Annotated in this window: 18 protein-coding genes; 16 read left to right on the top strand and 2 right to left on the bottom strand. The window is 45.0% G+C overall.

Annotated elements, in window-relative coordinates; translation table 11 throughout:
- Positions 1-145 precede the first annotated feature (145 nt).
- The 11 genes from FCL45_RS19550 (at position 146) to FCL45_RS19500 (ending at position 13,987) form a co-directional block, all read left to right on the top strand.
- Complete coding sequence (locus FCL45_RS19550; RefSeq protein WP_136799809.1) at positions 146-1,357, top strand: glycosyltransferase; 1,212 nt, start codon at positions 146-148, stop codon at positions 1,355-1,357.
- Between the two features lie 2 nt (positions 1,358-1,359).
- Positions 1,360-1,914 carry an acyltransferase gene (locus tag FCL45_RS19545; RefSeq protein WP_136799810.1) on the top strand — a complete coding sequence of 185 codons (555 nt, stop codon included), beginning with the start codon at positions 1,360-1,362 and terminating at the stop codon, positions 1,912-1,914.
- Positions 1,915-2,307: 393 nt separating this feature from the next.
- Entirely contained in the window at positions 2,308-4,515 is a 2,208-nt protein-coding gene (locus tag FCL45_RS19540) for a bi-domain-containing oxidoreductase (protein WP_136799811.1), read from the top strand.
- 225 nt (positions 4,516-4,740) lie between these two features.
- The gene (locus FCL45_RS19535) at positions 4,741-6,573 is read left to right on the top strand and encodes a heparinase II/III family protein (protein ID WP_136799812.1); all 1,833 of its coding nucleotides are present in this window, start codon (positions 4,741-4,743) and stop codon (positions 6,571-6,573) included.
- 73 nt (positions 6,574-6,646) lie between these two features.
- Entirely contained in the window at positions 6,647-7,870 is a 1,224-nt protein-coding gene (locus FCL45_RS19530) for a glycosyltransferase family 4 protein (RefSeq protein ID WP_136799813.1), read from the top strand.
- Positions 7,871-7,914: 44 nt separating this feature from the next.
- Complete coding sequence (locus FCL45_RS19525) at positions 7,915-8,529, top strand: GNAT family N-acetyltransferase (RefSeq protein WP_167495925.1); 615 nt, start codon at positions 7,915-7,917, stop codon at positions 8,527-8,529.
- On the top strand, positions 8,522-9,694 hold the full coding sequence (locus FCL45_RS19520; protein ID WP_136799815.1) for a LegC family aminotransferase: 1,173 nt from the start codon (positions 8,522-8,524) through the stop codon (positions 9,692-9,694). Before FCL45_RS19525 ends, FCL45_RS19520 begins: the two co-directional genes overlap by 8 nt.
- A 62-nt stretch (positions 9,695-9,756) precedes the next feature.
- Entirely contained in the window at positions 9,757-10,386 is a 630-nt protein-coding gene (locus tag FCL45_RS19515; RefSeq protein WP_136799816.1) for an acetyltransferase, read from the top strand.
- A gap of 511 nt (positions 10,387-10,897) precedes the next feature.
- Complete coding sequence (locus FCL45_RS19510) at positions 10,898-11,587, top strand: sugar transferase (protein ID WP_217907608.1); 690 nt, start codon at positions 10,898-10,900, stop codon at positions 11,585-11,587.
- 490 nt (positions 11,588-12,077) lie between these two features.
- Positions 12,078-13,298: a polysaccharide biosynthesis protein gene (locus tag FCL45_RS19505; protein WP_136799817.1), complete on the top strand. Its 1,221-nt coding sequence runs from the start codon at positions 12,078-12,080 to the stop codon at positions 13,296-13,298.
- Between the two features lie 14 nt (positions 13,299-13,312).
- Complete coding sequence (locus tag FCL45_RS19500) at positions 13,313-13,987, top strand: sugar transferase (RefSeq protein ID WP_136799818.1); 675 nt, start codon at positions 13,313-13,315, stop codon at positions 13,985-13,987.
- Between the two features lie 107 nt (positions 13,988-14,094).
- Here FCL45_RS19500 and FCL45_RS19495 read toward each other — a convergent pair whose 3' ends face one another.
- Together FCL45_RS19495 and FCL45_RS25400 are read right to left on the bottom strand one after the other, a co-directional pair.
- Positions 14,095-15,201, bottom strand: a complete 1,107-nt coding sequence (locus FCL45_RS19495) for a nucleotidyltransferase family protein (protein ID WP_136799819.1) — start codon at positions 15,199-15,201, stop codon at positions 14,095-14,097.
- Between the two features lie 282 nt (positions 15,202-15,483).
- Complete coding sequence (locus FCL45_RS25400; protein WP_420811243.1) at positions 15,484-15,717, bottom strand: Rossmann-fold NAD(P)-binding domain-containing protein; 234 nt, start codon at positions 15,715-15,717, stop codon at positions 15,484-15,486.
- Positions 15,718-15,928: 211 nt separating this feature from the next.
- On the opposite strand from FCL45_RS25400, the gene FCL45_RS19485 reads away from it, so the two are divergent.
- From FCL45_RS19485 to FCL45_RS19465, 5 genes are all read left to right on the top strand, one after another.
- Positions 15,929-17,434 (top strand): PilZ domain-containing protein, encoded by a 1,506-nt coding sequence (locus FCL45_RS19485; protein ID WP_136799820.1) that lies wholly within the window; start codon positions 15,929-15,931, stop codon positions 17,432-17,434.
- Between the two features lie 267 nt (positions 17,435-17,701).
- Entirely contained in the window at positions 17,702-18,151 is a 450-nt protein-coding gene (locus tag FCL45_RS19480) for a hypothetical protein (RefSeq protein ID WP_136799821.1), read from the top strand.
- Positions 18,152-18,242: 91 nt separating this feature from the next.
- Complete coding sequence (locus FCL45_RS19475) at positions 18,243-19,559, top strand: outer membrane beta-barrel protein (RefSeq protein WP_136799822.1); 1,317 nt, start codon at positions 18,243-18,245, stop codon at positions 19,557-19,559.
- Between the two features lie 233 nt (positions 19,560-19,792).
- Positions 19,793-20,521, top strand: coding sequence for a polysaccharide biosynthesis/export family protein (locus FCL45_RS19470; protein WP_228721372.1), 729 nt, complete (start codon positions 19,793-19,795; stop codon positions 20,519-20,521).
- 323 nt (positions 20,522-20,844) lie between these two features.
- Positions 20,845-23,097 carry a GumC family protein gene (locus FCL45_RS19465; RefSeq protein WP_136799823.1) on the top strand — a complete coding sequence of 751 codons (2,253 nt, stop codon included), beginning with the start codon at positions 20,845-20,847 and terminating at the stop codon, positions 23,095-23,097.
- Positions 23,098-23,196: the final 99 nt, after the last annotated feature.

Below are 23,196 nucleotides of genomic sequence, written 5' to 3'. Positions count from 1 at the left end.
TGTTTAACTTAATAAAATTATTTTTTCCTTTTAAATGTTTTGAAATGTTTTTATTAGCGATTTATAAATAGAACCTACCTGAGGTGCTGTAGTATGGAATGTTGTGTCAGGTTGTATATTGCCAGGAGGAAGGTGAGGTTGAATCGTGAGAGTTAAAGTAGGTTCTCGAATTATTTTGAATTTTCTACCAATTTCATCTGGTGGAGGATTGCAGAATGCAGCTAGTTTTTTGAGTACATTGCATGGGCTGAAGAAACCAAATACGTTTATTTCGGTACTAAAGGCTGGGTCTGTTCTTGAGACGCTATGCGAAGAATATGGATATGAATATATCAGAGTCCCGAACAATATTTGTAGCCGATTAATTCATGAGTCTAATTGCCGCGATACGTATGACCGGGGACAAATATGCTTTACACTTTTTGGCCCCCCAATGCTTCACGCCACTGACTATTTGATAAATGTGAATGGGTGTGCCTATTCAAATTTATTTTACCCAGAAATTCCATTTTGGGCACAAGCAGGGAAATATCGTTATCTTTTTGAAATGAAGGATTTCTTCCGGCGCAAGCAAATACAAAAGGCAGATTACTGGATCTTTGAGACTGAGGTTTTACGAAAGAGGGCGATCGAACTATGCAACTTTCCTGAAGAACGTGTAGGTGTTGTAAATATGGCTCCAAGCCAACTTGTAAAACCTGAAAATGTTAAAGGTGACCTACTTTCCGTATTTGAATCAAAATTGCCAAAGAAATTTAAGTTTCTTCATTTGTGCGGCCCTCATCCAAATAAAAGGTTAGTAGCAATGGCCGCCATTACTCGTGAGATGGTTAAACAAGGCGCACGAGATTTTTGTGTAGTATTTACTATTAATTGTGATTCAGATTACGCTAAGATGGTCCAGTTGGCCTTTGTAAAAGAAGGCGTTGAAGACTATTTGGAGTTAGTCGGACCTGTCGCTTCAGATGAGTGCGCTACTCTTATTGATTGCTGTGATGTAATGTGTACGTTTAGTATTCTTGAAAGCTTTAGTAATAACTTTATTGAGGCGTGGCGAATGCGTAAACCTCTTGTTGTAACCGATTCAGACTGGTCTAGAGGTTCTTGCGGAGGAGGTGCGTTGTATTTGAACCCCGAGAATTCATTTGAATCTGCAGGAATGTTAAGAACCCTATTAGATAATGATGCTCTTAGGAAGGATGTAATTGAAAAAGGCTCTCTTCAGTTAGCTAATTATCCAACTCCGGAGGAGAAACTCAATCTCTATTTGATTGAAATGGAAAAGGCTAAATTTCTTGGTCCGTGTCCATCAGAGGAACGTCGCTGTATAAAGTGGCCTGTTATATGTTCGAGGTAAATATGCTACGAAGTGTTAATAATTTTCTTCATCCCTTTTTTGTTGTAACCTTTGAATGTGTGATGCAAATGCTGTTTACCTTACCCAGGTACCGGTTTTGTAATTATTTAAAATCGATATTTTTACGTTTGTTAGGGGCTAAAGTAGGGAAACGTGTCGTATTTTATCCAGGAGTATGGATTACCAAAGCCCCTTCCCATCAACTTATAATAGGAGACGATGTAGATCTCGCCTATCAAGTGATCGTTACTACAGGAGGCGGTGTAAGTATTGGTGATAGGAGCCTTGTAGGTTATCGTACCCAAATTTTATCGACTAATCATAAAATCCCTCCGATTGGTTATAAAATATTTAATAGTGGAAGGGTTGCTAAATCTGTTGTTATTGGGAATGATGTTTGGATTGGAGCAAATTGCCTTATCCTCCCGGGAGTTACAATCGGGGAAGGTGCCGTGGTGGCAGGGGGTAGTGTTGTTACAAAAGATATCCCTGCAAATAATATTGTTGGAGGGTCTCCGGCTAGGCTGATACGTATGCGTGATCCAGAAACACATTAATAAATAATTATGTTGAGATAGCTTGGTGAGCGAGGCAATCCAATACTTTAATTTACAATTGATATGTTTTTTTGGATCCATTGTAAAAAAAGTTGTGCGATAGCGGTAGATGTCTCTTTAACTAGAATTACTAATGCTCGCAGTGTGTAGCCAATGAAAATATTAATTTTAGGTTTCAAGATATGAATGCTAATGTTCGCCTAATTTGGCTTAAGGATTTTGATAATCTAAGCCTGTCAGAACTTGAACTAATGGATAGCACCGTGATGGTAAAGCTGCTTCTTTGAAAATATCGTCGAGGTCGATTACTCTAGATTTTCTATTTAGACAACGTCGTAACCTTACCATTTAAATCCATCCTTTCTGATTTTAATGAGGACAAATTAACACAATATGAAGCAGATAATACAAAATTTAAAATCAGGCGACACTATACTTGAAGAAGTGCCAGCTCCGGCGATACGGGCGGGTTATGTGTTGATTCAGACGACACGTTCTCTTGTATCACTTGGCACCGAAAAGATGTTGGTAGAATTCGGGAAGGGATCATTGCTTGCTAAGGCGCAAGCACAGCCGGATAAAGTTAAGCAGGTACTGGAGAAGATTCGGAGTGATGGCCTGATGCCAACATTGGAGGCGGTGTTTAACAAGTTGGGACAACCACTGCCACTCGGTTATTGCAATGTTGGCAGCGTAGTTGCGGTTGGGCACGGGGTGACGGAATTTAAAGTAGGAGATCGGGTGGCCTCGAACGGTCCACACGCTGAGATGGTCTGCGTCCCCAAAAATCTTTGCGCAATGATTCCGGACAATGTCTCCGATGAAGAGGCTGCGTTTACAGTTGTCGGCTCCATCGGCCTGCAGGGCATCCGCCTACTGAATCCCTCATTTGGTGAGGCGGTTGTTGTGGTCGGCTTGGGCTTAATCGGCTTGATTTCTGCTCAGATTCTACGGGCCAATGGTTGCCGGGTTATCGGGTTTGATTTTGATCAGCAGAAAGTTGATCTCGCCAATTCGATGGGAGTAATTGCTGTCAACCCATCGAATGGTACCGATCAGGTGAAGTTCGTTGAGCAAGAGACTGGCGGCGTGGGTGCGGATGGGGTGTTGATTACCGCGTCCTCCAAGTCGAACGAAATTATTACCCAGTCGGCTCGGATGAGCCGTAAGCGTGGGCGTATTGTGCTGGTCGGTGTGATTGGTCTTGATATTTCCCGTGTCGATTTTTATGAGAAGGAGTTGTCCTTCCAGGTCTCCTGTTCTTACGGACCGGGCCGATATGACGAGGAGTATGAGTCCAAAGGTCAGGATTACCCGATCGGGTTTGTGAGATGGACCGAAAAGCGCAACTTTGAAGCCATTCTTCAATCGATCAGTTCCGGGCAATTGAGTGTAGATCCATTGATTACCGAACGAGTACCTTTGAAGGACTATATTGAAATTTATGGAGAGATGGGGGGGACCTCCTCTATTGCATCTCTTCTTGTTTATGATGAAGTGATCAATGACTCGTCGGTCGTTTATGTTGGAAAGCAGTGCGATGGTGCCGAAGGCATGCAGCATGAAAATAATAGCATAACGAATACAGCGCGTTCTAACACTTCAAGTCTAAAGTTAAAAACCTCATCTGATCGCAATGCAATAGGAATTATCGGTGCGGGCAATTTTACTGCGGCTACGGTATTGCCGGCTTTTAAAGGATTGAAGGCAAATTTGAAATACATCGCATCTGCGGGTGGTTTGTCGGCAACCACTCTGGCAAAAAAAGCCAAAGCTTCACATGCCACGTCGGATTATAAGGAAATCCTGAAGGATGATGAGATTGATCTGGTAATGGTTACAACCCGGCATGATCTACATGCGCGAATGGTTACAGAGTCGCTCAATGCAGGTAAAAGCGTCTTTGTCGAAAAGCCACTCTGTCTGAACCCGGATGAGCTAGATAAGGTTGAAGAAGCTTATCAGCAAGCCTTAAGCCTCAATCCACAGTTAACCCTGACTATTGGCTTTAACCGTCGCTTTGCCCCGTTAGCAGTGAAACTGAAATCAGTGGTTGGAGATGGTCCGAAGAACATTGTAGCGACAATGAATGCAGGCTTTATTCCCCCGAGTGCATGGGTGCATGATTTGACTGTTGGAGGGGGGCGTATTATAGGCGAGGCATGTCACTATATCGACCTGTGCAGCTATCTGGCTGATTCAGAGGTGAGTGCAGTGTGTATGAATGCTTTTGGCTCTGATCCACAGGAAGATACCGATAATGCCTCTATTCTGCTGAGGTATGCCAATGGAACGAATGCAGTGATTAACTACTTTGCAAACGGCTCAAAGAGTTATTCGAAAGAGCGGGTTGAGGTGCATGCCCAGGAAAAGAGCTTTGTGCTGGACAATTGGCGCGAACTTCGGGCGTTTGGAGTTCTTGGGTTCCGCAAACTGAAGTCGAAGCAGGATAAGGGGCATAAGGCTCAGTTTGACCTGTTGGTGGAACAGGTGAATGGTAGTAAGAGCGCGCTGATTCCCTATAAATCACTCATCAATACAACGAAGGCTAGTTTTGCGGCGATTGAATCCTTGAAGAGTGGTGGCTGGGTTGGGGTTTGAGGTGCATTTTCTTGCTAAGAAAAGATATAGCAATGATGAGAATTCCGACTTGGACATTTGGTTGGACTGCGTAAGAGGTTGTGGACACATGGTTGCTGGTCAGCATGAACGGTTGGTTGATAAGACGAAGACTATTGATACTATTCTAGGAAAAATGCTCGACAATCCGACTTCATTTATGCTTGCTCGATATCACGGATTCCTCCACTTCTTTTCCTGCTAGCCATGCTCTCGAACGCATTACTAAAACTCTCAACCTACTATCGTCTTGGACTTATCTCTATCGCCCGGGTGGCAGGTTATCGAATTGGGCTGAAGGCTGGTTTGAACCCAATAAAAAGGATCAGGGAGCAACCAGCTCTCGGTCCTTTTTTCAGGAGCACGGAAATTTCAGTGCCAGGCATAAAGCCAAGCTCCGAATGGAATGCTAGTGCCCTTTACTTCGGATGGAAGGAAGTTCCTCTCTCAGGGGTACCTGCATGGCATAGCAATGTCTTTAACGGGAGAGAGACTAAAGCAGACGATCCCTGGTGGGAGTTAAGTGATTTTGACGATGGTGCTGGTGATATTAAAACCATATGGGAGGCTTCGCGCTTTGACTGGGTGTTGTGTTTAGCCCAGCGGGCTGCTTCAGGTGATACGAGTTCTCTAAGAAGGCTGAATGCATGGCTGGACGACTGGTCTTTAAAAAACCCGCCATATATGGGAGTAAATTGGAAATGTGGCCAGGAAGCGTCTATTCGTGTGATGCATTTGACGATAGCAGCTCTCATTCTCAAGCAGGTTGACTCACCGTCTCAATCGTTACTGGATATGGTCAGGATTCATCTGCGACGTATTGCCCCAACGATCAGGTATGCGGTGGGCCAAGACAACAATCATGGTTCCTCTGAAGCTGCTGCACTTTTTATAGGCGGGAGTCTGTTGGTTGCCCATGGTATTCCGGAAGGGTTCAAATGGCAGCGTAGTGGGCGTAAGTGGTTGGAAAATCGCGTTGCCAACTTGATTGACGACGATGGAGGCTTTAGTCAGTATTCGGTTAACTATCATCGTGTGTTGCTCGACACCCTCTCTATGGTGGAAGTTTGGCGACAGCGTTTCAAATTATCAACGTTCAGTACGCGGTTCTATTCGAAAGCAGCATCTTCCGCTCAATGGCTGTACATGTTGGTACAGGAAGAGAATGGAGATGCTCCTAATATTGGAGCAAATGACGGTGCACGACTTCTTCCGCTATCAGATACGGATTATCGGGATTTCAGGCCTTCAGTACAGATGGCCATGGCACTGTTTGCCGGGAAGTGTGCTTACTCGGGTGTTGGAGATTGGAACACGCCATTACAGTGGTTGGGAATTGACTTGCCCAAGAATTATGCAACGAAGCCTGAGTGCAATGAGTTTGATCATGGTGGCTATGTGGTAATTCGTATGAATGAAGCTATGGGGCTGATTCGATATCCCCGTTTTCGTTTTCGCCCGAGTCATGCAGATGCACTGCATTTTGACCTTTGGCATAAAGGGCAAAATGTTCTAAGAGATGGCGGAACTTTCAGTTATAACACGGATCTCGAAACGCTTGATTATTTCTCAGGTACGGAATCTCACAATACCATTCAGTTTGACGGCATGAGCCAGATGCCACGGTTAGGGCGATTCCTTTTTGGTGCCTGGATTAAGATGGATGATTATTGGGGAATTCAGCGAGTAGGTGGCTCTATTTCCTGGACAGGAGCGTACAAAGACTACAGGAAGAACCGACATCGAAGAACTGTTCGGGCTGAGGGGACAAGCTGGCACGTTGTTGATGAAATCTCTGGCTCATATTCAACAGCTATTTTGCGTTGGCGACTCGCGCCCGGCGAGTGGAAGCTGGCAGGCAATTTATGCGTTGGAGAAAAACTAAAGCTCTCAGTATCAGTGAATGACTCTCCTGTGCAGCTGTCCCTGTCCGCTGGCTGGGAATCCAGGTACTACATGCAAAAGGAACCCCTGCCAGTGCTTGAAATTGCATTGCCAGCCGGAGCTGCAATAATCAAAACTGACCTCTTTCTGGATTGATATATGTGTTTCATAGTTGTTAACCGTCGGCAAACTCTAATATTCTGAAATTTAACAATCAAATTCCGGTCCAATGCACATACTCTATTTTCATCAGCATTTTTCTACGCCTCAAGGTTCTGCTGGAATCCGCTCTTATGAAATGGCGCGCAGGGCCATTCACCATGGGCATACTGTTACAATGGTGTGCGGTAGTTATGGTGGCGGTAATACCGGTCTTGATCAAAAGTTTACAAAAGGGGTGCGTCGCGGGAGTGTTGATGGAATTGATGTCATCGAATTTGATCTGGTGTATTCCAACAGTGATGGTTTTGTTAAACGGACAACGTTATTTCTCAAATTTGCATTGCGAAGTATTGGTCTGGCATTTTCAGAGAAGTATGATGTACTTTTTGCGACCACGACTCCACTGACTGCAGGAATCCCAGGTATATTTGCTCGTTGGTTCCGTCGAAAACCTTTTGTTTTTGAAGTGCGTGATCTCTGGCCTGAGCTTCCTAGAGAGATGGGCGTTATCAAAAATCCAGTTGTACTTGGTTTGATGTCATTTCTTGAGTGGGCGTCTTACCGATCAGCACATCGTTGCATTGGTCTCTCTCCCGGCATTGTTGACGGCATTGCAAAACGTGGAGTAAAGCGTGAGCTGATCACTTTGGTACCCAACGGATGTGACCTAGCTATTTTTTCTAACACTTCAGAACATTGGCGTCCAGTAGGTGTTGCTAAGGATGATCTCATGGCAGTATTTACTGGTACACATGGTATCGCTAATGGATTGGATGCAGCTCTGGATGCGGCCAACGTATTGAAAGAGCGTGGTCGGTCAGATATAAAGCTGGTTCTGGTCGGCCAGGGAAAACTTAAAGACGGCCTCCAGGAACGGGCAAAGTCTGAAAAACTTGAGAATGTAATATTCCATGATCCGGTGAATAAAACGAAATTGGCTGGTCTGCTGAGTGAAGCCGATCTTGGCCTGCAGCTCTTAGCTAATGTTCCCGCGTTTTATTTCGGTACCTCTCCAAACAAATTTTTTGACTATATTGCTTCGGGACTTCCAGTGTTGAATAATTATCCCGGCTGGCTGGCTGGTATGATCGAGGAAAGTAGGTGCGGTTTTGCAGTGCCGCCTGACGACCCTGAAGCATTTGCCGATGCGCTTGAAATTGCGGCAGATGACAAGGAGTCACTATTAAGTATGGGGCAAAATGCGAGAGTATTGGCTGGGCGAATGTTTGATCGGAGAGAGCTGGCTGATCAATGGGTCGCAACTTTGCAAGGTCAGTTAGAAATAGGCTGAGGTTTTGATTCTTAGCCATGTACCGTATGGTAAGATTTAGCAATATGATTTCCAAAGCAAACAATGATCAAAGTTTGGCACTGGCCAAGCTCCACCTGCAAACAATCGACCAGGGCTTCTTAGCGAAGTTGGGCCAATCGTTTTTGAAGTCATTATATTCATTCTTGATAAATCGTGAGTTGGTGCTGGTTTATGAGGAGGAGGGGCAAATTCAGGGTTTCATAAGTTCTGCAGTAACATCTTCAGGGATAATGAAACGATTTGCTTTGTCATCCCCGATTGGACTGCTGAAGATTCTAATGGTGCTCTTGAGAAAACCTTTTTTGTTGAAAGCATTGTTGGAGACTTTTAGAGCGCCTTCACTTTCCCAAGCTGGTGAAAAACAAAATGGATCCATAAAATTCCCAGAAACAGAGTTGTTGTCTATTGCTGTAGATTCCGAGGTGCAGCAGGGTGGGGTAGGTGCAGCGCTGATATCGGCTCTGGAAGGTGAACTAAGGGGAAGAGGTGTTGTTCGCTACAAGGTAATAGCTGGGGGTAGTTTGAAGGCGGCAAATAGATTTTATAAAAAAAACGGCTTTGTGCTGGCAAAGCAGATTTCGATACATGATGATAGTGTGTCGAATGTGTATGTTAAGGAGCTAGGTGAGAATGGCTGATTTTCACGACATCGTAGATTTCGTCAGAGCATCGTTTGCTGAGCCGGATGCGTTTATTCCTCTCCACGATCCTCGTTTTGTGGGTAATGAGAAAAGGTATTTGAACGAATGTATAGATTCAAATTTTGTGTCAAGTGTTGGGGCGTTCGTTGGTAGATTTGAAGAGATGTGCGCAGAGTTTACCGGGGCGCGGTTTGCAGTTGCGGCGATGAATGGGACGGCAGCGCTGCATATGGCTTTGCAGTTAGTTGGTGTGAGGCGAGGGGATGAGGTCCTCACTCAGGCCTTGACGTTTATCGCGACGGCCAATGCGATCAGTTACACCGGGGCCGAGCCTGTATTCCTGGATGTGGACCGGGATACGTTGGGGCTTTCTCCGGATGCTTTAGCGTGGTGGCTGGAGGCAAATGTTGAGCTGAAAGCTGGTATTCCGATTAACAGAACCACTCAGCGTCGGGTAGCAGCTTGTGTCCCTATGCATACGTTTGGACATCCGGCGAAGCTGGGTGATTTGGAATTGGTTTTAGATCGCTACGGGATTCCTATGGTAGAGGATTCTGCTGAGAGTATCGGGAGTTATTACAAAGGGCAGCATACCGGAACTACTGGTAAGTTGGGCGTATTGAGTTTTAACGGAAATAAGCTGATCACGACCGGCGGTGGCGGCATGATTCTGACAGACGATGAAGGGTTGGCTCAAAAGGCAAAGCATCTTACTACACAGGCGAAAATCCCTCATTCATGGGAGTTTGTGCATGACCAGATTGGCTATAACTACCGTTTGACGAATGTGAATGCGGCTATTGGGTGTGCGCAAATGGAGCAGCTTGAATACCTACTGGGTTTGAAGAGGGAGTTGGCTGAGAAGTACAGGTCTTTTTTTGAGGGTACTGAATTACAGTTCGTTTCTGAGCCGGTAGGGTGCAAGTCGAACTACTGGTTAAATGCTGTTTTGACAAAAGACCGTGAACAACGTGATGAGCTTTTGAAATACACAAATAAGCATGGCGTTATGACACGTCCGATTTGGGAGCTGATGAGTCGGCTGCCTATGTTCAAGGACTGTCAGAATGATGGCTTGGTAAACTCGATTTGGCTGGCGGACAGGGTGGTGAATATACCCAGTGGGGCTCCAATTCGGGGGTACGGTAAGAATATTGCTTGAAAGCCTGGATTTCTCAAAGGATAGATCAAAACAGACAATCATCAACTCACCTGATATCTAATATGAAAAAGGGTATTTGTATAATCGGCACTGGAGGTTTCGCCAGAGAGGTCTTGTGTTTAATAGACGATCTGGGTCGCTTTGATGAAGTCTCATGTTTTATGGAACCAGATGATTTATGGGGATCAACCTGGAAAGATAAAATATTGATGGAAAAACCTGTGTGGCCCCAATCTCAATTTAACCCGGGCATCCATACGGCCATCATTGGAATAGGTGCTCCAAGGATTAGAGAAAAAGTTGTACAGCAACTTCCGCAGGATACAGCATACGAAACTTTGGTCCATCCAAGCGCTGTCATATCCCGCTGGGTCGACATCGGCGAAGGAAGTGTTATTTGTGCTGGATGTATTCTGACCTGTAATATCAAACTTGGCAAACAGACACAGTTAAATATCCATACCACAATTGGCCACGATTGTGAATTGGCTGATTATTTCACATCTGCTCCTTCTGTAAATATTAGCGGCAATTGTCACTTTGGGAAATATGTTTATTTTGGGACTGCTGCTGCCGTCCGACAAGGAATAACTATCTGCGATGATGTTGTCATTGGAATGGGTGGTGTTGTTGTAAAAAACATCGAAGATTCTGGTGTTTATGTGGGTAATCCTGTGGGGAAATTGAGATAGAAAAGTCAGGCCTACTACCTCTATCCATATCCCAAATTGGTGGCAAAGAAGGTAAGTCAGTCAAAGGATGACTCGGCACTGGAGGGCATCTCTTGCGGGTGATTATATAGTTAAATATAAAGGTTTAGTTGCTAAACATGCATGGCCTGTAAGAATGGAAGTGCTGGTCTACAAAATTCTTACGTTGCATTGGGTGCGAGTAACTATGTTATTAACTCAAAAATTACCTTTATCAGCATCCTTAACACCACTTCTAATTACAAGAAAATTGGTTCTATTATATGGGGTTTGAATTGCTGGAAGAGTTTCATACTACTAAGACAGGTCAAGCGGTCTGGCTGTGTGTTTTCGGAAAAAATGAATGACTCTTTAAGCCTGTCATGCTGAAGTATGTAGTTGAAAATAGTAAAAAAGAATCGACTGATGACATTGGGCGGACAGTTCAGTTTGACCTGCGACCTGTCCTCTATCATTGGGCATATAGAAAATAAAACCTAGGCAAAAGAATGTAATGATGTACACGTCCGTAAAAAGAGTATGTGATTTTTTGATAGCTGCCATTATTTTGATCCTTTTACTTCCCATTTCATTCCCGATTATCATCTTTTTGAGGCTGACTGGTGAGGGCGAAATACTCTATCTGCAAGAGAGGATTGGATATAAAAATAAGAAATTTTACATCTGGAAATTTGCGACCATGCTCAAGGATAGTCCTAATATGTCTGGTGGTTTGATTACGCTGAAAAAGGACCCGCGTCTGACACCCATGGGTGATTTTCTGAGAAAGACAAAAATCAATGAACTACCACAATTGGTCAACGTGCTCTGTGGCGATATGAGTTTTGTAGGTCCTCGGCCAGTGATGCAAAAGAGTTTTGAACAGTATCCAGAGGATGTAAAAAATGTTATTTACAATGTAAAGCCAGGTATTACTGGTGTTGGCTCCATTATTTTTAGAAATGAGGAAGAACTAATTACTCGCGAAAAAGAAAAAGGAAATGATCCTTGGGAGTTTTACCGAACCGTTATTTATCCTTACAAAGGCGAAGTAGAAAAGTGGTATCAGGCCAATCAATCCTTTCAAACGGATTTGGCCATTCTAATCCTGACCGCTTGGGTGGTTATCTTTCCCAATAGCAATGCTCTATATAAATATTTTGAGGGTTTACCGGTTAACCCTTTGGGAATGGACAAAGTCTGATATTTCCTATATTCTGCCTAATTTGTTAAATTGATAACCCGCATATGTTTGGCAAGAAACTAGGTCGTTTCATATCATTTGTATAGATGGTTGAGTGTCACGAGCAAGAACGGTTTTTTCCTCTGAAAACACAGTTGATTCCTCATGTGGAATTTCGCGACAGGCCGGAAATCTAACAAGCATTGTGCAACTGTATTGGGTGATATTCTAATAGTCTGATGAAGCATTCTACGTACGGTTACATATCACCCACTCTTTTGGATCAGGAGGGGAGGGAGAAGGGAAATACAACCTAACTAGAGGTTTAACTTTTTGGTGGCAGCGTCTGAGTCGGTTTCACACACTCAAGTAGTGGCAGAATGATTGAATGGTAAACTCGATTTGGCTGGTGACAGGCTAGTGAATATTACCAGTGTGGATTCTATTTGGAGTAAGGTACTGATGTTGCTCGATAGGCTATTGTTTGGATGATTGCTAAAGAGGTGTTGATATGATTGCGAGTTTCGATCTTTCGGAATTTATAAATAGATATGTGACAGGGCGGTCCGAGAGTTTGCTGCAGGCGGACTTTGAAAGCTATGACGCTGAACTTAGTGCCAGGATCAATGGTAAGAACGTGCTGGTGATAGGTGGCGCGGGGTCGATTGGTTCATCGTACATTAAGGCTATTTTGCGATTCAAGGTCTCAAAGTTGGTTGTTGTGGATATTAGTGAAAATGGGTTGACTGAGTTAGTGCGGGATTTGCGCAGTTCAGTTGATTTTAATATCCCTGATGATTTTATCACCTATCCCGTTAACTTTGGGGATAAAGTTTTTGAAAAGCTGTTTAGGCGACTTGGACCGTTTGATATCGTTGCGAATTTCGCGGCTCATAAACATGTGCGAAGTGAGAAGGATGTTTTCTCAATTGAGGCCATGGTTGAGAACAATGTCCTTCGCGCTAGAAGGCTGCTTGATTTGTTGTTGGAGTGCCCGCCGGAGCACTTTTTTTGTGTGAGTACCGATAAAGCTGCTAATCCTGTTAATGTGATGGGGGCCAGCAAGAAGCTGATGGAGGAACTGATTATGGCGTATGCGGATCGGCTTCCTATAAAAACGGCTCGCTTTGCGAATGTGGCGTTTTCGAATGGAAGTTTGCCCTTAGGTTTCCTGGAACGTTTGAATAAAAGGCAGCCTTGGTCATGCCCATTAGGAATTAGACGTTTTTTTGTCTCGCCTCAGGAGTCAGGAGAATTGTGTTTGATTGCCTCTATAATGGGGGAGTCTGGTGATATTTTCTTTCCCAAACTTGATGCAGAAAAGGATATGGTCCCTTTTGATCGCATAGCCAAGGATTTGTTGGAGGATCTGGGCCTTGAGTTGGATGCCTGTACCTCAGAAGAAGAGGCACGTCAAAAGGCGTTGAAATTGTCGACTGTTCCAGCATCATGGCCTGTTTACTTTTTTGGTTCGGATACCTCTGGTGAGAAGTCGTATGAAGAGTTTTTCACTGATGGTGAGGAATTGGATAACGAATCATTTGTGAATTTGGGTGTGATTAAAAATTCCCTCAAAAGGGATAAGGCTGAAATAGATATGATATTTGATAAACTGAATGATTTATTTGCTACAGAAGAGGTGAGTAAAGCCGCTGTTGTGGAAATATTAAAAACGTACCTACCCAATTTTTCTCATATTGAGACTGGAAAGGGTTTGGATTCAAAAATGTAGAGCAGTAGGGATTTATGTATGAAAAGTTCTTAAAAAGATTTGTCGATTTTGTCCTTGCGTTGACAGCACTGCTTGTTTTGCTGCCATTTTTATTGCCAATCTGTGTTTTGTTGTTACTCACCGGCGAGCATGAAGTTTTTTATCTGCAAAAAAGAGTTGGGTGCAAGAATAAAGATTTTAAGGTTTGGAAGTTCGCGACTATGCTTAAGGATAGTCCAAATATCGGAGCTGGAAGCATAACGTTGCGTGATGATCCCAGGGTTTTCCCGGTAGGCAAGTTTTTAAGGAAGACAAAGATCAATGAGTTACCTCAAGTTATTAATGTGCTGATAGGCAATATGTCAATTGTTGGACCTCGCCCTTTGATGGAAGTTGATTTTGCTAAATTCTCTGATGATGTCCAGGCGGTGGTTTACAATACGAACCCTGGGATAACGGGAATTGGTTCTATTATATTCAGGGATGAAGAAAAGTGGATGTCGGATGTAGATGGGGATCCTCATGATTTTGATAAAAAATACATTGCACCGTATAAAGGGGCACTGGAACTGTGGTATCAAGAAAATATATCTATTTGGACTGACGTGAAAATAATTTTCTGCACTGCTTGGGTGATTCTGTTTTCTGAAAGCTATCTGCCGTACAGGATTTTTGATGGGTTACCTGAAAAACCGGATGCTTTGGGGTAGAGGGTAGGTGTATGGTGAAATAGTAGGAAGGGGGGGGATGCAGCTTACATCTCTTTGTTACCGGTTCTGTTGGGGGGGGGGGCGGATTAGGAGTAGTTTATGAAAAATTAGTCCACCAGCGAGAGGTCTATATCCTTTGGGGAATAGGTTGAGCGTGAAAGAAAAGTTTTAATGAAAGAGCATGCATGTCCCAGGCTGTCATGGGCGAAAAGAGTGAAAAAGAGTTTGACGGCCATAGGGTAATCGATAAGACGCGCTGCGAGGTCGCTTTGCAGCCATAAGTTGAGATAGGTTTTTTTTATTGGGCTAGGGCTAAGATCGTTTGCCAGCTTCTGTATATTTGCGTCACCAGTAAAAAAGTGTAAATAGGTGAGAGTTACCCATGCAGCTGTTCGGAGGCCGGTTTGGTCTAAAAGCAGTTGTAGCCTTTGGTGGTCAATCTGTTGAGTTGTAAACCAATTCAGAAGATCTACCATGCGGATTAGACCGTATCTGGTCATATGGGAATATTTTGAGAATACCGGATGGATAAGCAGAATAAACAGGTTTGCAGTGTGGTCGCAGCACCAGTGGTCGTCGTGCTGTCTCCTGTTTGCCAGAAATTGATTTGTTAATTCCCCCGGTACTCTTCCTGGGCGGAGTATGTGCCAATGCAGGTCCACCGAGATGTTGGCTGTGTTGAGCGAACATTCATGGCTGAGGTTTTCCTCAGGTGCATATAAAGTGTAGCCGAGATCAATAAATAATTGAATAACTTCTTCTCTTCTATCTTCTTGTATCAATACGTCGATGTCACATGATGGGCGGGTAGCTGGGTTATTGTAAACGAGTTCTCGAGTATGCGCGCCTTTGAATATCGTATGAGGAATTGACTCATTATCTAAGACCTTCGTGAATTGTTGGATGGCGGCTTTTTGCTGTAAATAGTTGACTGTCACCACTACCGCATGCTTCTTCATCGACAGAACATCTCTATCAGACCAAATATTTGAAAGAGCCTCGCTCCCCAACTTCTCAAGCCATATTGTGATAAGGTTGTTTTGAAAGAGGAACATGAGAAAATCCGATTTTTGTTTGTTGGGCATTTGGGCCAAGTCGGATATGAATTCATCCTTTGAGAAATGAGAAGTGAACGGAGCTAGCGCGAGCTGTTGTTGCCAATACAGGCCAGGCACTTGGGTGCGTGAGGTTGATGATCGGAGGAATTTCAGCATCTTCTGCCAGGAATTGAATGTTGATTAGAAAGACAGTGGTATTTGCGCATATCTATTTTGCTGTTTATGATATCTCGAATTTTTTTGGTTAGTTATCTTCTAGATATTGCATGATTGGCTAAGAACCATCTATAAGCTCGGGCCAACCCCTCTTCAAGAGAGGTGTAGCCTACCAGTTGAGCAGTGAGAGCCGAGAAATGTCGAAGCATTTTCTTGGAGTACCATCTGGTTTTGAGCAATCAAATACAACTTCTCCGGTGAAGCCTGCAACTTTAGCTATGGTCAGGCCAGTTCACGAATCGTGCGGTTAACCCCAGTGCCGACATTTATGTGGCTCAATATCGATTTTGTATATTGCTGATAGGTGCTATTAACCAGCTGCATCACATGAATGGAGGAGGATGTCATATTAGCGACATAGAGGAATTCCAGCATGGGTCTGCCATTACTCCAGACGATTACTTCTTTATTTCCCTTTTTTTTTGCCTCGTGAAGGCGCCTGCATAGCGCAGAGATAACATGTATCTATAACAGGGAGGTGTGGTCAGGTAAATAGATAGTGCTGTTATTTTTGAAAATCACGGGTAGTTATTCTACTTAGTTCGTTGAAGAGCAAAAATATTTTTCTCAATCCATGAATATAGGTAATTATACCTATATTCATGGTGTGGATGGTGTGTTATACAACTGATTCTAATTATTATTTTGTTAATAGGGTCACTATGCCATGCTTACTGTAGAGTTACGCTTAATTCTGGTATTTCTCACTTCACTGTTTATCGCTCTCTTTGCCTTGCCGAAGCTTTCCAGCATTGCTTTACGACTTGGTTTGATGGATAAGCCAAATAGTCGAAAAGTGCACACTCAGCCTAAACCACTGGTTGGTGGGATAGGGATGATGATTGCAGTCACCTTTGCCAGTATGCTCTTTATCCCCATTGCTGGTTTGCGTGGTTTTTTTCTGGGGCTCGCAGTTCTTTTGTTTATCGGGTTTCTAGACGATTATATGGAACTTGGGCCGAAACAGAAGTTTGCAGCCCAGATCATCGCCGCCTGCCTCATGATATATTTCAGTAAGGCGGTTCTCTTTTCCTTCGGAGATCTGTTTGGTAATGGGGAACTGCTGGTACCCGGTGGTTTACTGGTTGCCTGGCTTGTGACGGTGTTCTGCGTGGTAGGGGTGATAAACTCCGTCAACCTCATTGATGGCCTCGATGGACTGGCGGGTGGTATTTCTTTTATAGCCTTTCTCTATTTTGGTGCCCATGCCTCTTTTGCCGGTAACACAAATCTTGTTTTACTCAATCTTGCTCTGGCTGGAGCAGTTCTGGGTTTTCTGCATTTCAACTGGACACCTGCCAAGATGTTTATGGGGGATGCGGGAAGTCTCTGTTTGGGATTTGCCCTGGTCTTTATGGCCATTGTAGGTTCCCAGGGATTTGCTCCGATACTTAAGCCAGTTTCAGCGCTGTTGATACTTGCGGTGCCGGTCACCGATACAATTGTCGTGATGGGCAAGCGGTTAATGCGTCGTCAGAACCCTTTTGTTGCCGATAAGTATCATTTGCATCATATCTTTCTGCGCTACGGGTTGAGCAGGGAGGGGGCGGTGCGCCTCATTTTGATGATTAGTGCAGGGCTTGGCGGTTTGACTTTATTAAGCCCGCTTTATTCTGCCTCTGAGTCTGCTCTTTTTGCTGTTTATGTGGTCTACTTTTCATGCTATTTACTGGCTTCATTCTATATTACAAGTTTTCTTCGTTTCACATATCGGTTTCGTCGGCATAATACCGAGAGGATAACCAAAAGTAATATGACATCGATGCTTTTCGGAGTCTTTGATTTGCTGCAGGTTTATCGCAAGGCGAAACGCTACCCTGTTCGTCTCAATTGTAGAGTAACGACTGATGATGGTACGGTTTCCGCAAGAATTTTAAATATTTCCAGAATAGGAAGTCTGGTCAGGTGGAAATCGGAAATAGCAATGCCCACTAAAAGCAATTGCATGATCGACGTTCAGGTGAACGATGTAACTGAACGGATTGAACTCAGGTTTGAAAGTGTGTGGTCTTGCAAGCAGGGAAATGCAACGTTTTATGGTGTGCGGTTTGAGGGCATGAGCGTTGAGAGCAGGGAAGCGCTTGGAAGGTATATCAGGGATTTGAAGAGGTTGGAAGCAGAAAAAAAGGGTGTTCGGGGTTGGGCGTTTGAGGTGGGGGGGAAGGGTAGGTAGGAGGGGATTGCAACTGCAAAAGCAGGTGGGACGGAACGGCGGGTTGGACGTGACTGCGACTGCAACTGCACGTTGGAAGGTGGACGTTGGATGGGGGACGTAACTGCTACTGCACTGTAACTGCTGGAACTGCAACAGCGACTGCGGGTAGGGCGTTGGATGTGGGAAATATGTAACAGCTGAAGAGTATTATATAAAGCTGAGTATATATATAGGAAACAGGAAAATTATATATCTGATAAGAATAACGGTAAGAGGAGGGAAGAGATGAAAAAGATTATAGCTGCGCTAAGTATTGTTGTTGTTTCTGCTACAGTGGCGCTTGCCGGTTGGTTGGAAGATTTTCAGACTGCATATGAGGCAGAGAATATTCAGGTTGCGGTTGAGGGTGCTCTCGAGCAGGGAATCGCCCCGGCCGAAATCATTGAAAGCGCCTTGGGCATAGAGAATCTGAACCCGCAGAATCTGGTTAAAGCGCTCTATTGCGCCGGGGTAAACGGCATTGATATTAATGCGGCAGCCAAGAAATACAAAATATCTGAAGATATTGTGATTGCAGGGCACAAACAGAGCGTCGCAGAGTGTGGCGATCAGGTAGTCGATGCCCAGGCATACCCCAACCAAAACAGTCGATTTTTCAACCCACCGCCACATGGCAATGGCAATGGTCATGGGCCGCGTCATGGAGCCAGCCCTTTTCAACCTGAACCAAACTGATTTGAGTTGTGTAACGAAAAAACTACTCAATGACTGTAATGAATTTCAGGTGGTTTGATTGAAAGAACGTTCTATTATCTGGTGAGTAAAAATGAAGCAATTACAATATATCGGGCTGGCAACGGCCTGTGCTTTACTGCCGTTCACAGCGTCTGCGCAAAACACCGTGGACGTCAATGATCTGGTTGTTGTTCCGGCCGAAAATGGTGGCTTTGCTGATGATGAGATCTTCGGAGTCCGGGGTGGCTATATTCATCCCTATCTCAGCCTGCGGACTGGCTGGACCGATAACGTCTTCAATGTTGACGACGATACCGACAGCAGTTGGCTCTATACCATTTCTCCTGGCGTGTGGTTCTCGCTCCCACGCATGCGTGTGGTTCCCATAACCATTGCCCCGCATAATACCTCTGCGGGTGGTTTGCAGCTGGAGCTTGATGACGATGTCGGTACGGATAAATACCAGCTTTACGCGCTTGTTGGCTCGGATATCAACATGTACTCGTATGATTCCGACTTGAATACAGAAGATTACTATGCGGAAGGTCTGGCGCGCTGGAATATGGCCAGCGGCCTCTCCCTGCGTGTACTGGACCGTTTTACCCGTGGGCACGACGATTTTGGCGTGGGCGAAGCAACTGATGAAGATCTGCGCGAGTTTGATACCAACCTGCTCATGTTGACTGCGGATTGGGATCTGACCGAGAAGCTGCGCTTCAAGGTGGATTATTCCAACTTCCTGCTTCAGTATGATGAGGCTGATAACGCCTTCTTCTTTGACCGTACCGATAATGTTATTGATCTCTACGGCTATTACAAATATTCTGAGAAGACTTCGCTGTTCCTGCAGTATCGTTATACCGACGTTGAGTATGATAACGATACGGCAAAGGATAACAGCCAGGACTACTACTATGGTGGTGTCCGCTGGGTTAGCTCCGACAAGCTGGCCCTGTTGTTCAAGGCAGGTCTGCAGAGTAAATCGTTTGATGCTGAGACTGACGAGTATCAGGACAGCGATAATTTTACCCTGGATCTTCAGGCTCATTATCGGATGACAGACAAGACCGACATGACCCTCGATCTGTACCAGAAAAACGAGGAATCCGACAATGCCGGAGCCTCGGAGAAGCTTGTGTTGGGTGCCCGCTTTGTTTACAGTCAGGCGATGACCGAGAAGATCACGGCCAAGCTGGGGATGGGGTATGAGAACTCAGATTACGAGCAGCTTGTCGGGCAGGCCGACCGCGACGAAGATACCTTTTACATCTCCCCTGCGGTTCAGTTCCTGGTACGCGACTGGTTGATGGCGGAGCTGTCGTATTCGTTTGAGACAACGGATTCGTCTGATGATGCTTATGATTATGATACCAATACTATTTATCTCAGTCTGAACTTCGCGATGTGATGGCTGGAGATGTTGTGGTCAGTATGCCACGCCAGTCTGGGCGGTGTTGGCCTCTGCGATGTTCTGAATACAAATGTAACTGCAGGGAAACGCAGTTTGCGTTTTGCCTCAATCCCCTCATTACGTGAGGGGATTGTTTATTATTAACTGAATGGTTAGAGAGAGTGGTTTTTGTGAGAAGGAGCGTGCTGTATCTTTTTTGTTTGATGGCGTTGTGTGTAACGAAGATTGGTGTGGCAAGTGAATACCACGTCGGCCCGGGGGATGTACTCAGTATAACGGTATATGACAATGATGACCTGGCAACCAAGGTTCGGGTTTCCACTGCAGGTACCATAGTCATGCCCCTGATTGGTCAGGTGGAGGTACAAAGCCTCACCGTAAATGCCATTACTGATAAAATCACGGACTTGCTGTCCGATGGCTATCTGGTAAGTCCTCAGGTTAATGTCTTTGTTGAAGAATTTCGCTCCAAAAAAGCGGTAATCCTCGGAAGTGTACGCTCACCTGGCCTGGTAGAGCTGAGCGGCCCGACAAGTTTCCTTGAGCTGGTTTCAAAAGCCGGAGGTCTTGAAAAAGACGCCGGGGATACCGCCACCATCCAGAGAAAGAACAGCAGCAAAGAAAACCCCATTATTATTGTGGACCTTCAGGCCCTGATTGAAAAGGGCGATCTCACCCATAACATGGCTATTCAGGATGGAGATACCGTTTTTGTCTCCAAGGGGGGGATGTGCTTTATTACCGGCCAGGTTGAAAAGCCCGGCACCTACACCTGTGGTGATGACACCACAGTCCTCAAACTCGTGGCGCTGGCTGGTGGGTTTACCGGCAAAGCCTCACGCTCCGGAATTAATCTCGTTCGTATCGTCGATAACCAGAAGAAGGTCTATAAGAAGATCGATTTGTATACGCAGTTAAAGGATAGCGATGTTGTTGTTGTTCCGGAAAGCTTTTTCTAGGGGTAGGAGAATGCACTTTTGGCTCATCTCCGCGTTATCGAAGAAAAATTAATGCTCGACATATTAATATATGCCTCCGCTTAATTTTTCTTCGATGCCTTGATCTGAAACCAAAATTGCAATTCTCTGACAGGGAGTTGCTTAGTGAGAGTTATGGGACAATGGACTGCTATTCTTCGTCGCTTTTGCGAATCGCATACTAAGGTATAGCGATTCGCAAGTCTCCTTGACTGGCAGACTATCTCAACTCACCTAATCCTCCCAATGTAAACGTTTCAAATTCAAATAATTTATTAAAGAAACTTCAGGCTTGGCTCCACACAATGGAAAGAGATAGAAGAGATCAGAGAGAGTATCGGGATTACTATCCCGAGGAGTTTGAGGAGCAGGAAATTCATCTTCGTGATTATCTGCAGATTGTCAGCAAGCGCAAATATCTCATTCTCACGGTGTTGGCGGTTGTTTTTCTGGTGGTTGCGTTGAAGACGTTTACAACCACCCCGATCTATACTGCCTCTTCACAGGTGCTGATTGAGAGGAATTACGGTTCTAAGGGGTTGGAGAACCAGTTTTCCCGCTGGGAGCCAGATTTTCTTGAAACCCAATCGCAGATTATTCAGAGCACCAATGTAGCCCAGAAGGTCGTGGAGCAGTTGAACCTCACCACCCGCTATCGCTCATATTTCTTTGAGGAAGAAACCGAAGTTACTTTTGTTCAGTCCGTAAAGCAGTCTATCAAAGCTGTGATAGGGCCGGCTTATGACTGGCTGCGTAACCTGGCCGGGGGCAGTGAAGAGGTAGAAGCAGGTGTTGCCGGTGAGTCTTTCAATGATGAACCGATGACCGAAGAAGAGATTATCGCATCGATAATCCAGGGCGGTCTTTCGGTAACGCCTGTCAAGAATACCAAGATTGTCACTATCTCCTTTTCTCACGAAAACCCCGGAATCGCAAAAATCGTTTCAGATGCGGTGGTTAAGGCCTATATGGATGAGATGCTGGAAATTCGTTTGAGCACCAGCAGCTATTCAGTAAAGTGGATGACCGATAAGGCCAGGGAAGAGCGTGAAAAACTGGAGCATTCAGAGCGGTTACTGCAGCAGTTCATGCGGGATAACGACCTGGTGACAGTAGAGGATAAGCTTACTGTTTTGCCGCAGAAACTTTCTGGTTTTGGTAATCAGATCTCTAAGGCTGAAGCCGAAAAGAAAGAACTCGCCGATCAGCTTGCCCAGATTCGTGCCGCGGGTAATAACCTTGATAGACTCGAGAAAATCCCGGCCCTGGCCTCAAGTGAGGTGCTGAAATCAATCCGTGAGCGTATTTATAAGGCGAATCTGGATATTCAGGAGTTGTCTAAAAAGTATGGGCATAAACACCCGAAGATGATCCAGGCCCAGAGTGAGTTGCGCAGTCTGACCGATGAAAAAAGCTTTGAGATAGAGCGAGTGCTCAGCTCAATAACCAACTCCTATGAACTGGCAGCCTCCAAGGAAGAGAGCCTGAAAGAACTGCTGGCCGATACCAAGTCGCAGATGCTGGAGTCGAACGAAAAGTTCATGCAGTATAAGGTGATGAAGCGTGAGGTAGACAGCAACAGGGCAATGTATGATACCCTGCAAGCGGGTATCAAGAAAGAGAGTGTTACCGAGCAATCCCAGAGCGTGAATATCTGGGTGACCAAAAAGGCGGAAATGCCGCTTTCCCCTTCCCAACCGAATACGAAGCGTAATTTATTGTTGGGCCTCATTCTTGGCCTGTTTGGTGGTGTTGGTTTGGCGTTTTTTATCGAATATCTCGATAACACGGTTAAAGACGAAAAGGATCTTGGAGATCGGTTTGGTGGTTCTATCCTTGGTTCTGTAGAAGAGTTGAAGAAAAATGCTGACTCGATCGAATCGGTGGTGGTAACGAAACCCCTGAGCCCGGTTGCCGAGAGTTATCGTCTTATTCGCTCAAGCCTGCTGCTATCTGCTGCGGGTAAACCGCCTGAAACGATATTGGTAACCAGTATGGGGATGGGGGAAGGCAAGACTACCACTACCGCTAATCTGGCTCGAATTTTGGCCCAGAACGATAAAAAAGTGCTGGTGATTGATTGCGATCTTCGCAAACCACGACTCGGTTCTTTTTTCGGCGTGAGAAATGAAGTTGGGCTTAGCTCGATTTTAACGGGCTCCGGTGGAAGTGAAGCTATTGTCCAGCCTCCCAACGAAGGGATTTCCGCTATTCTTTCCGGCCCGATTCCACCAGCTCCTGCCGAATTGCTCGGTTCCGACCGTATGAAGATGCTTATTGAGAGCATGAAGCAGGAATACGATTTCATCCTCCTCGATTCCCCTCCTGTCCAGAGCGTCACCGATAGTCTCGCTCTCTGCCAGCTTGTTGACGGTGTGGTTGTTGTTGTCCGCGCAGGCAAGACCACTAATGAAATGCTGGAAAGCGGCCTGAAGAAACTGAGTGATGTTAATGGCAAGGTTCTGGGTTTTGTGTTGAATGGCATGAAGATGAGGGGGAATGGGTATTATTCGTATGGGTATGGGAGTTATTATACGAGAAACGAAGGTGAGGAGTAAGGGGTTAGGTGTTAGGAGATAAAAGCAAAATGCCATGAGAAAAGACAGAAGCGTTGGTTGAAAGCTATTAGGAGTGAGGTGTTAGGAATGTTTTTTCCA

Source organism: Desulfosediminicola ganghwensis, assembly GCF_005116675.2.
Taxonomy (GTDB): Bacteria; Desulfobacterota; Desulfobulbia; order Desulfobulbales; family Desulfocapsaceae; genus Desulfopila; species Desulfopila ganghwensis.
The sequence above is the reverse complement of the archived record's forward strand: the minus strand, read 5'-3'. Positions and strand labels throughout refer to the sequence as shown.